This is a genomic window from Rubrivivax sp. A210 (genome assembly GCF_904426505.1).
Lineage (GTDB): Bacteria > Pseudomonadota > Gammaproteobacteria > Burkholderiales > Burkholderiaceae_C > Rubrivivax.
Genome location: NZ_CAJGBN010000067.1, coordinates 234222 through 241069, shown reverse-complemented (window position 1 = coordinate 241069; position 6848 = coordinate 234222). Strand labels below are relative to the sequence as shown.

4 protein-coding genes and 1 pseudogene are annotated in these 6848 nt (G+C 69.2%); 3 read left to right on the top strand and 2 right to left on the bottom strand.

Features of this window, described 5'->3' with window-relative positions; translation table 11 throughout:
* Window positions 1–16: 16 nt before the first annotated feature.
* Window positions 17–67, top strand: a pseudogene (locus JMV16_RS24650) (hypothetical protein); the annotation flags it as partial.
* Window positions 68–74: 7 nt separating this feature from the next.
* Here the strand turns inward: JMV16_RS24650 and JMV16_RS22260 are convergent.
* Both JMV16_RS22260 and JMV16_RS22255 read right to left on the bottom strand, forming a co-directional pair.
* Window positions 75–1415, bottom strand: coding sequence for a DEAD/DEAH box helicase (locus JMV16_RS22260; RefSeq protein WP_201496510.1), 1341 nt, complete (start codon window positions 1413–1415; stop codon window positions 75–77).
* 140 nt (window positions 1416–1555) lie between these two features.
* The gene (locus tag JMV16_RS22255; protein ID WP_236580656.1) at window positions 1556–2773 is read right to left on the bottom strand and encodes an MFS transporter; all 1218 of its coding nucleotides are present in this window, start codon (window positions 2771–2773) and stop codon (window positions 1556–1558) included.
* Window positions 2774–2943: 170 nt separating this feature from the next.
* On the opposite strand from JMV16_RS22255, the gene ettA reads away from it, so the two are divergent.
* Window positions 2944–4608, top strand: coding sequence for an energy-dependent translational throttle protein EttA (ettA, locus tag JMV16_RS22250; protein ID WP_201496509.1), 1665 nt, complete (start codon window positions 2944–2946; stop codon window positions 4606–4608).
* Between the two features lie 158 nt (window positions 4609–4766).
* Entirely contained in the window at window positions 4767–6743 is a 1977-nt protein-coding gene (locus tag JMV16_RS22245) for a methyl-accepting chemotaxis protein (protein WP_201496508.1), read from the top strand.
* Window positions 6744–6848: the final 105 nt, after the last annotated feature.

Here is a 6848-nt window from a genome sequence, read left to right as displayed (position 1 = left end):
CCGCATCCGCTGGCAGGTGAAGACCGATACCCCTCTGGTTGGCGGCGTGCTGGCCACCGCCGGTGGCCTGGTGTTCAGTGGCGAGGGCAATGGCTACCTGAGTGCCTTCGACGCCGCCACCGGGGCCGCCCACCGCCGCCACCGCCACCGCTGCGGGGCGGGCCGCCGCGGCCGCCGCCACCGCCGGGCCGGCCACCGCCGCCGTGGCGCTGGGTGCCGCCGATGCCTATGGTCATGCGGCCCAGCACGATGGGCTCGGCCTTCTCGCCGGCCGGCGGCTCGAAGCCGGGTACGGTCTCGCGCGGAATGCTGCGTTTGATCAGGCGCTCGATGTCCTTGAGGAAGATCTCCTCGTCCAGGCAGGCCAGCGAGATGGCTTCGCCGCTGGCGCCAGCGCGGCCGGTGCGGCCGATGCGGTGCACGTAGTCTTCAGGGATGTTGGGCAGCTCGAAGTTGACGACGTGGGGCAGCATGTCAATGTCGATGCCGCGCGCCGCGATGTCGGTGGCCACCAGCACGCGCAGGTCGCCGCCCTTGAAGTCGGCCAGCGCCTTGGTGCGCGCGCCCTGGCTCTTGTTGCCGTGGATGGCCATGGCGCTGATGCCGTGCTCGCACAGGTATTCGGTCAGGCGGTTGGCGCCGTGCTTCATGCGCGTGAAGACCAGCACCTGGTGCCAGTCGCCGCTCTTGATGAGGTGGGCGAGCAACTCCTTCTTGCGCTCGCGGCCCACCGGGTGCACCTTTTGCGCGATGGTCTCGGCGGTCTGGTTGCGGCGTGCCACCTCGATCAGGACCGGCTCGTTCAGCAGGCGGTCGGCCAGGGCCTTGATCTCGTCGCTGAAGGTGGCGCTGAACAGCAGGCTCTGCTTCTTCACCGGCAGCACCGCGAGCACCTTCTTGATGTCGTGGATGAAGCCCATGTCGAGCATGCGATCGGCCTCGTCGAGCACGAAGATCTCGACGTGCCTGAGGTCCAGCGTGCCCTGCTGGTGGTGGTCGAGCAGGCGGCCGGGCGTGGCCACCAGGATGTCGACGCCGCGCCGAAGGCGGTCGATCTGCGGCTGCATGCCGACGCCGCCGAACATCACCATGCTGGTGAGCGTGAGGTACTTGCCGTAGACGCGCACGCTTTCTTCGACCTGGGCCGCGAGTTCGCGCGTGGGCGTGAGGATGAGGGCGCGGATGGCAACGCGGCCACGGCCGTCCTTCACCGGCTTGCCTTCGGCCAGGCGGTGCAGCATGGGCAGGGTGAAGCCGGCGGTCTTGCCGGTGCCGGTCTGGGCACCGCCCATGAGATCGCCGCCCTTGAGCACGGCGGGGATGGCCTGGGCCTGGATGGGCGTGGGGGTGTCGTAGCCCTGGTCGCGCACCGCGCGCAGGAGCGGCTCGGCCAGGCCGAGGTCAGTGAATTGCATCTGTGGGGTCCCGTTGCGGGGCCGTGGTTCGCAGCCTGCTGTCACCCATGGCGGGTGCACCAGTCGGGTAGGTGCGAGGGGGTCAGGGTGTCGGGATCGACCGCGCAGCGATGACTGGATGCCGCAGCGCAGCAAACATTCTAAGCGGTGGGGGCCGATGGCGCAGGCTGCGGCCCTTCCCAGGCGCTTGCCACCAGCATCAGCAGGGCCAGCAAGGCGGCAACCAGTCCCACCCAGGGCAGGTGGATAAAGCCCAGCCGTGGCGCCAGCGCCCCGCCAATGGCCGCGCCGCTGGCGGTGCCGAAATAAAGCATCGAGCTGTTGAACGAGAAGAGCAGCGGCGCCTGCGCCGGCGCCAGTGCGGCCAGGCGCGACTGCTGCGGCGCCATCATGCCGAAGCCGGCCGTGCCCCAGGCCAGCAGCACCGCCATCAGCGCCGGCCAGTGACCGGCCGTCAGCGGCAACAAGGCCATGGTGAGTGCCAGCACCGACATCTGCACCCACAGCGAGCGCCGCGGCCCCCAGCGGTCATTGGCGGCGCCGCCGATCAGCGTGCCGGCCACGCCCGAGCAGCCAAAGAGCATCAGCGTCAGCGACATCTGGCCGCTGCTCATGGGCACCAGGGCCTGCAGCACCGGGCCGATATAGCTGAAGACGCAGAAGATGGCGGTGAAGTAGGCCAGCGTGGTGGCCAGCACGCGCAGCACTTCGGGCTGGCGCAGCAGCGCGCCCAGGTTGGACTGCGGGCCGGCTTCGGCACCGGCCGCAGCGAGGCTGCGCGGCACGCGCCAGGCGATGGCGGCCAGCGCCAGCAGCGCCAGGCCGGCGGCGCCGGCGATGGGCACACGCCAGCCGTAGCGGAAGCCCAGCCAGGCGCCCAACGGCAGGCTCACCACATAGCTCAGGCTCATGCCGAGGAAGACCAGGGCCAGGGCCTGGCCGCGCCGGGCCGGCTCGACCAGGGTCACGGCGATGCCGGCGGCCACCGGCACGAAGACCGCGCCCACGCCCATCAGCACGCGGCCGGCCAGCAGCACGGCCAGGCCGGGCGCCAGCGCGCAGACCGCGTTGCCGGCCGCAAACAGCGCCAGCGCAGCGAGCATCACACGCCGGCGCGGCCAGCGCGCCGTGGCCGCCAACGCCAGCGGCGCCAGCACGGCGGTACTCAGCGCATAGGCGGTCACGGCCTGGCCGGCGCCGGCGATGCCCACGCCCAGCCCCTCGGCCAACGGGGCCAGCAACGGCGAGATGATGAAGGCGCCGCTGCCGATGACCAGATTGACCCCGCAGAACAGCAGCAGCAGCGGCAGGGCCGGCAGCGCGGCGCCGCCTGAAGGGGTTGGGGCGGGATTTGTCACGGCGGCCACCCTAACAGACGCCCAGGGGCGGTGCCGCCGCCGTGGCCGATAATCGCCGGTTGTCCCGCCGCCGCGCCGGCCCGCCCGGTCGACCTGGCTCAGAACCGCGGCCCGCGGCCCGCAGCCCAGGCCGACACGGCCCGCATCCAACACCTAAGGACCATGCAGCCATGGCTCAGTACGTCTTCACCATGAACCGCGTCGGCAAGATCGTGCCGCCGAAGCGCCAGATCCTCAAGGACATCTCGCTGTCTTTCTTTCCCGGCGCCAAGATTGGCGTGCTGGGCGTCAACGGTTCGGGCAAGAGCACCCTGCTCAAGATCATGGCCGGCATCGACAAGGAAATCGAGGGCGAGGCCGTGCCCATGCCGGGCCTGAAGATCGGATACCTGCCGCAGGAGCCGCAGCTGCAACCCGAGCAGACCGTGCGCGAGGCGGTGGAGCAGGGCATAGGCGGCGTGCTGGCGGCCAAGAAGCGGCTCGACGAGGTCTATGCCGAGTACGCCGACGAGAACGCCGACTTCGACAAGCTGGCCTCGGAGCAGGCCGAGCTGGAAGCCATCATCGCCGCCGCCGGCAGCGAGAACACCGACCTGCAACTCGAGATGGCCGCCGACGCGCTGCGCCTGCCGCCCTGGGACGCCACCATCGGCGTGCTCTCGGGCGGCGAGAAGCGCCGCGTCGCGCTGTGCCGGCTGCTGCTCTCCAAGCCCGACATGCTGCTGCTCGACGAGCCCACCAACCACCTGGACGCCGAGAGCGTGGAGTGGCTGGAGCACTTCCTGCAACGCTTTCCCGGCACCGTGGTGGCCATCACCCACGACCGTTACTTCCTCGACAACGCGGCCGAGTGGATTCTCGAACTCGACCGCGGCTCCGGCATTCCCTGGAAGGGCAACTATTCCGACTGGCTGGACCAGAAGGAGAAGCGCCTGGAGGTGGAGCAGAAGAAGGAAGATGCGCGCATGAAGGCGATGAAGGAGGAGCTCAAGTGGGTGCGCTCCAACGCCAAGGCACGCCAGACCAAGAGCAAGGCCCGCCTGGCGCGCTTCGAGGAGCTGAGCGACGTTGAATACCAGCGCCGCAACGAGACCAACGAGATTTTCATCCCGGTGGCCGAGCGCCTGGGCAATGAGGTGATCGAGTTCAAGGGCGTGAGCAAGAGCTTCGGCGAGCGCCTGCTCATCGACAACCTCAATTTCCGCGTGCCCGCTGGCGCCATCGTCGGCATCATCGGCCCCAACGGCGCCGGCAAGTCGACGCTGTTCCGCATGATCCAGGGGCTGGAGAAGCCCGATGCGGGCGAGGTCGTCATCGGCAAGACCGCGCACCCGACCTTCGTCGACCAGAGCCGCGACAGCCTGGCCTCGGGCAACACCGTGTGGCAGGACGTCTCCGGCGGCCTCGACAACATCGTCGTCGGCCAGTTCGTGATGCCCAGCCGCGCCTACCTCGGCCGCTTCAACTTCAAGGGCAATGACCAGCAGAAGCTGGTCGGCAACCTCTCGGGCGGCGAACGCGGCCGCCTGCACCTGGCCAAGACCCTGGCCAAGGGCGGCAACGTGCTGATGCTGGACGAGCCGTCCAACGACCTCGACGTCGAGACCCTGCGCGCACTGGAAGAAGCGTTGCTCGAGTTTGCCGGCAGCGCCATGGTGATCAGCCACGACCGCTGGTTCCTTGATCGCATCTGCACCCACATCCTGGCCGCCGAGGGCGACAGCCAATGGGTCTTCTTCCCCGGCAACTACCAGGAATACGAGGCCGACAAGCTGAAGCGCCTGGGCGAGGAAGGTGCGCGGCCGAAGCGCATGCGCTTCAAGCCCATCCACTGAGCGCCGCCCACGCGGGCAATATGCCCGCCGAACGCCGCTTGTTCCGGGGTTCGCGGTGCTCAAGTGTCGCCTCCCGCAGCCGATGATTCCGGGATAAGCGTGTCCCGGTCGGGTCGCGCAGCGGGTTTTGGCGCGGTGATCGCCGGAGGTGGGGTTTCATGTCCAGTGCCTACAAGGGTTCTGCGGGCCGCGATGAATCGGGATTCGGCGAGTTCTTCCGCTACCACGGCTGGCTGGCGCCGGGCATCCGCCTCTTCAGGAGCATAGGTTTTCCGGCCAAGGCGATGTGGGTGGCGGCGGTCTTCATGCTGCCCATTGCCGTGCTGCTGGCGCAACTGGGCCTGAGCACGCACGAACAGGTCTCGACTGCGCGCTCGGAGCGGGTCGGCATCGTCTATGTCCGCGACCTGCTCGACCTGGTCGGCGCGGCGCAGGCGCGGCGCGGCGCGGCCATTGCCAAGGCGGGCGACCTTGCTGGAGCGCAGGAGCGGGTCAAGGCCGCCTGGACCCGGCTGGAGGCGCGCGAAGCCCAGCTCGGCGAGGCCTTCGGCACCGCCGACGCCTTCAAGGCCCTGCGAGACCTCCACGAGGCGCTGGCCGCCACGCCGCGGCGGGCCGACCTGGATGCCACCTTCAAGGCCCACTCCGAGCTCATTGGCGCCGCCTTCGCCCTGCTGCGCAAGGTGGATGACGGCTCCGGCCTGGCGCTGGACCCCGATCGCGACACCTACCACATGATGATGATGTCGACGCTGCGCGGCCCGATGCAGACCGAGAACACGGCCAAGCTGCTGGCCCTGGGGGCGCAGGTGCTGCAGGACGGGCAGGTCAGCCAGAGCCAGCGCGACTGGCTGCACGAATGGGCGGCCGTGCTGGGCTTCCTCGACGAGGACGTCGAGAATTCCTATACCGAAGGCATTGCCTCCGACCCCGAGGTCGCCAAGGTCTTCGACATGAAGGGCACCGACGTCGCCTCGACGGCCTTCAACGAGGCGGTGCAGAAGGACTTGCTGGGCGGCACGCTCGGCGCCAATGCCGCCGCCTTCCGCACGCTGGGTGACGAGGCCGTGCGGCGGCAGGGCGAGCTCAATGCGCAGGTGATGGCGCGGCTGGACGAGCAACTCCTGGCCCGCGTCGAGCGGCTGCAGTTCCGCTTCGCGGAGGACGTGGTGCTGGCCGCGTTCTGTGTGGCCCTGGCCGCCTACCTGATGCTGGCCTTCTACCGCGTGATGAAGGGCGGCATGGAAGAGGTGGCCGGCCACCTGCACGAGATCGCCGTCGGCAACCTCGCTACCCATCCCAAGCCCTGGGGCCGCGACGAAGCGGCCCAGCTGATGCTGACCTTGGCCGAGATGCAGGCCTCGCTGCGCCGCCTGGTGGGCGCGGTGCGCGATGGCGCCAATGGCGTGCAGACCGCCAGCCGCGAGATTGCCGCCGCGTCGGTGGATCTGTCGCAGCGCACCGAGCGCTCGGCCGCCAGCCTGCAGCAGACCTCGGCCAGCATGGAGCAGATTGCCGACACCCTCAAGCGCTCCTCGACCAGCGTGGACACTGCCGCCTCGAGCGTGAGCCAGAACGCCGAGGTGGCCAGCCGCGGCGGCAAGGCCATCGCCCAGGTCGTCGCCACGATGAGCGGCATCAGCGCCTCGTCCACCAAGATCGGCGAGATCATCGGCGTCATCGACGGCATTGCTTTCCAGACCAATATCCTGGCCCTCAATGCCGCGGTCGAGGCGGCGCGCGCCGGCGAGCACGGCCGCGGCTTCGCGGTCGTGGCCTCCGAGGTGCGCGCGCTGGCCGGCCGTTCGGCCACCGCGGCCAAGGAGATCAAGGGGCTGATCGGCGAGAGCATCGAGCGCGTCGGCAGCGGCTCGGCGGTGGTGGCCAATGCCGGCGAGTTGATCCACGCGGTGGTCGGCAATGCAGAGCGCATCGCCGTACTCATGCGCGAGGTCGACGAAAACACCCGGAGCCAGAACCGCAGCGTCGGCGAGGTCAGCACTGCGGTCCACGATCTCGACCGCACGACCCAGCAGAATGCGGCCCTGGTGGAAGAAACGGCGGCTGCCTCCAATGCCCTGGCCGCGCAGGCCCAGAAGCTGAGCGACGAGGTCGCGAACTTCAGGCTCGAGTGAGGGCGCGCAGGCCTTCGCGTTGCCGCGCGCTTTCCCCGGCTCCTCGCGATCTATCCGTTTTTGGACTATGATTACTCATCAGTCCAAAACTGGATTAACAAGCCG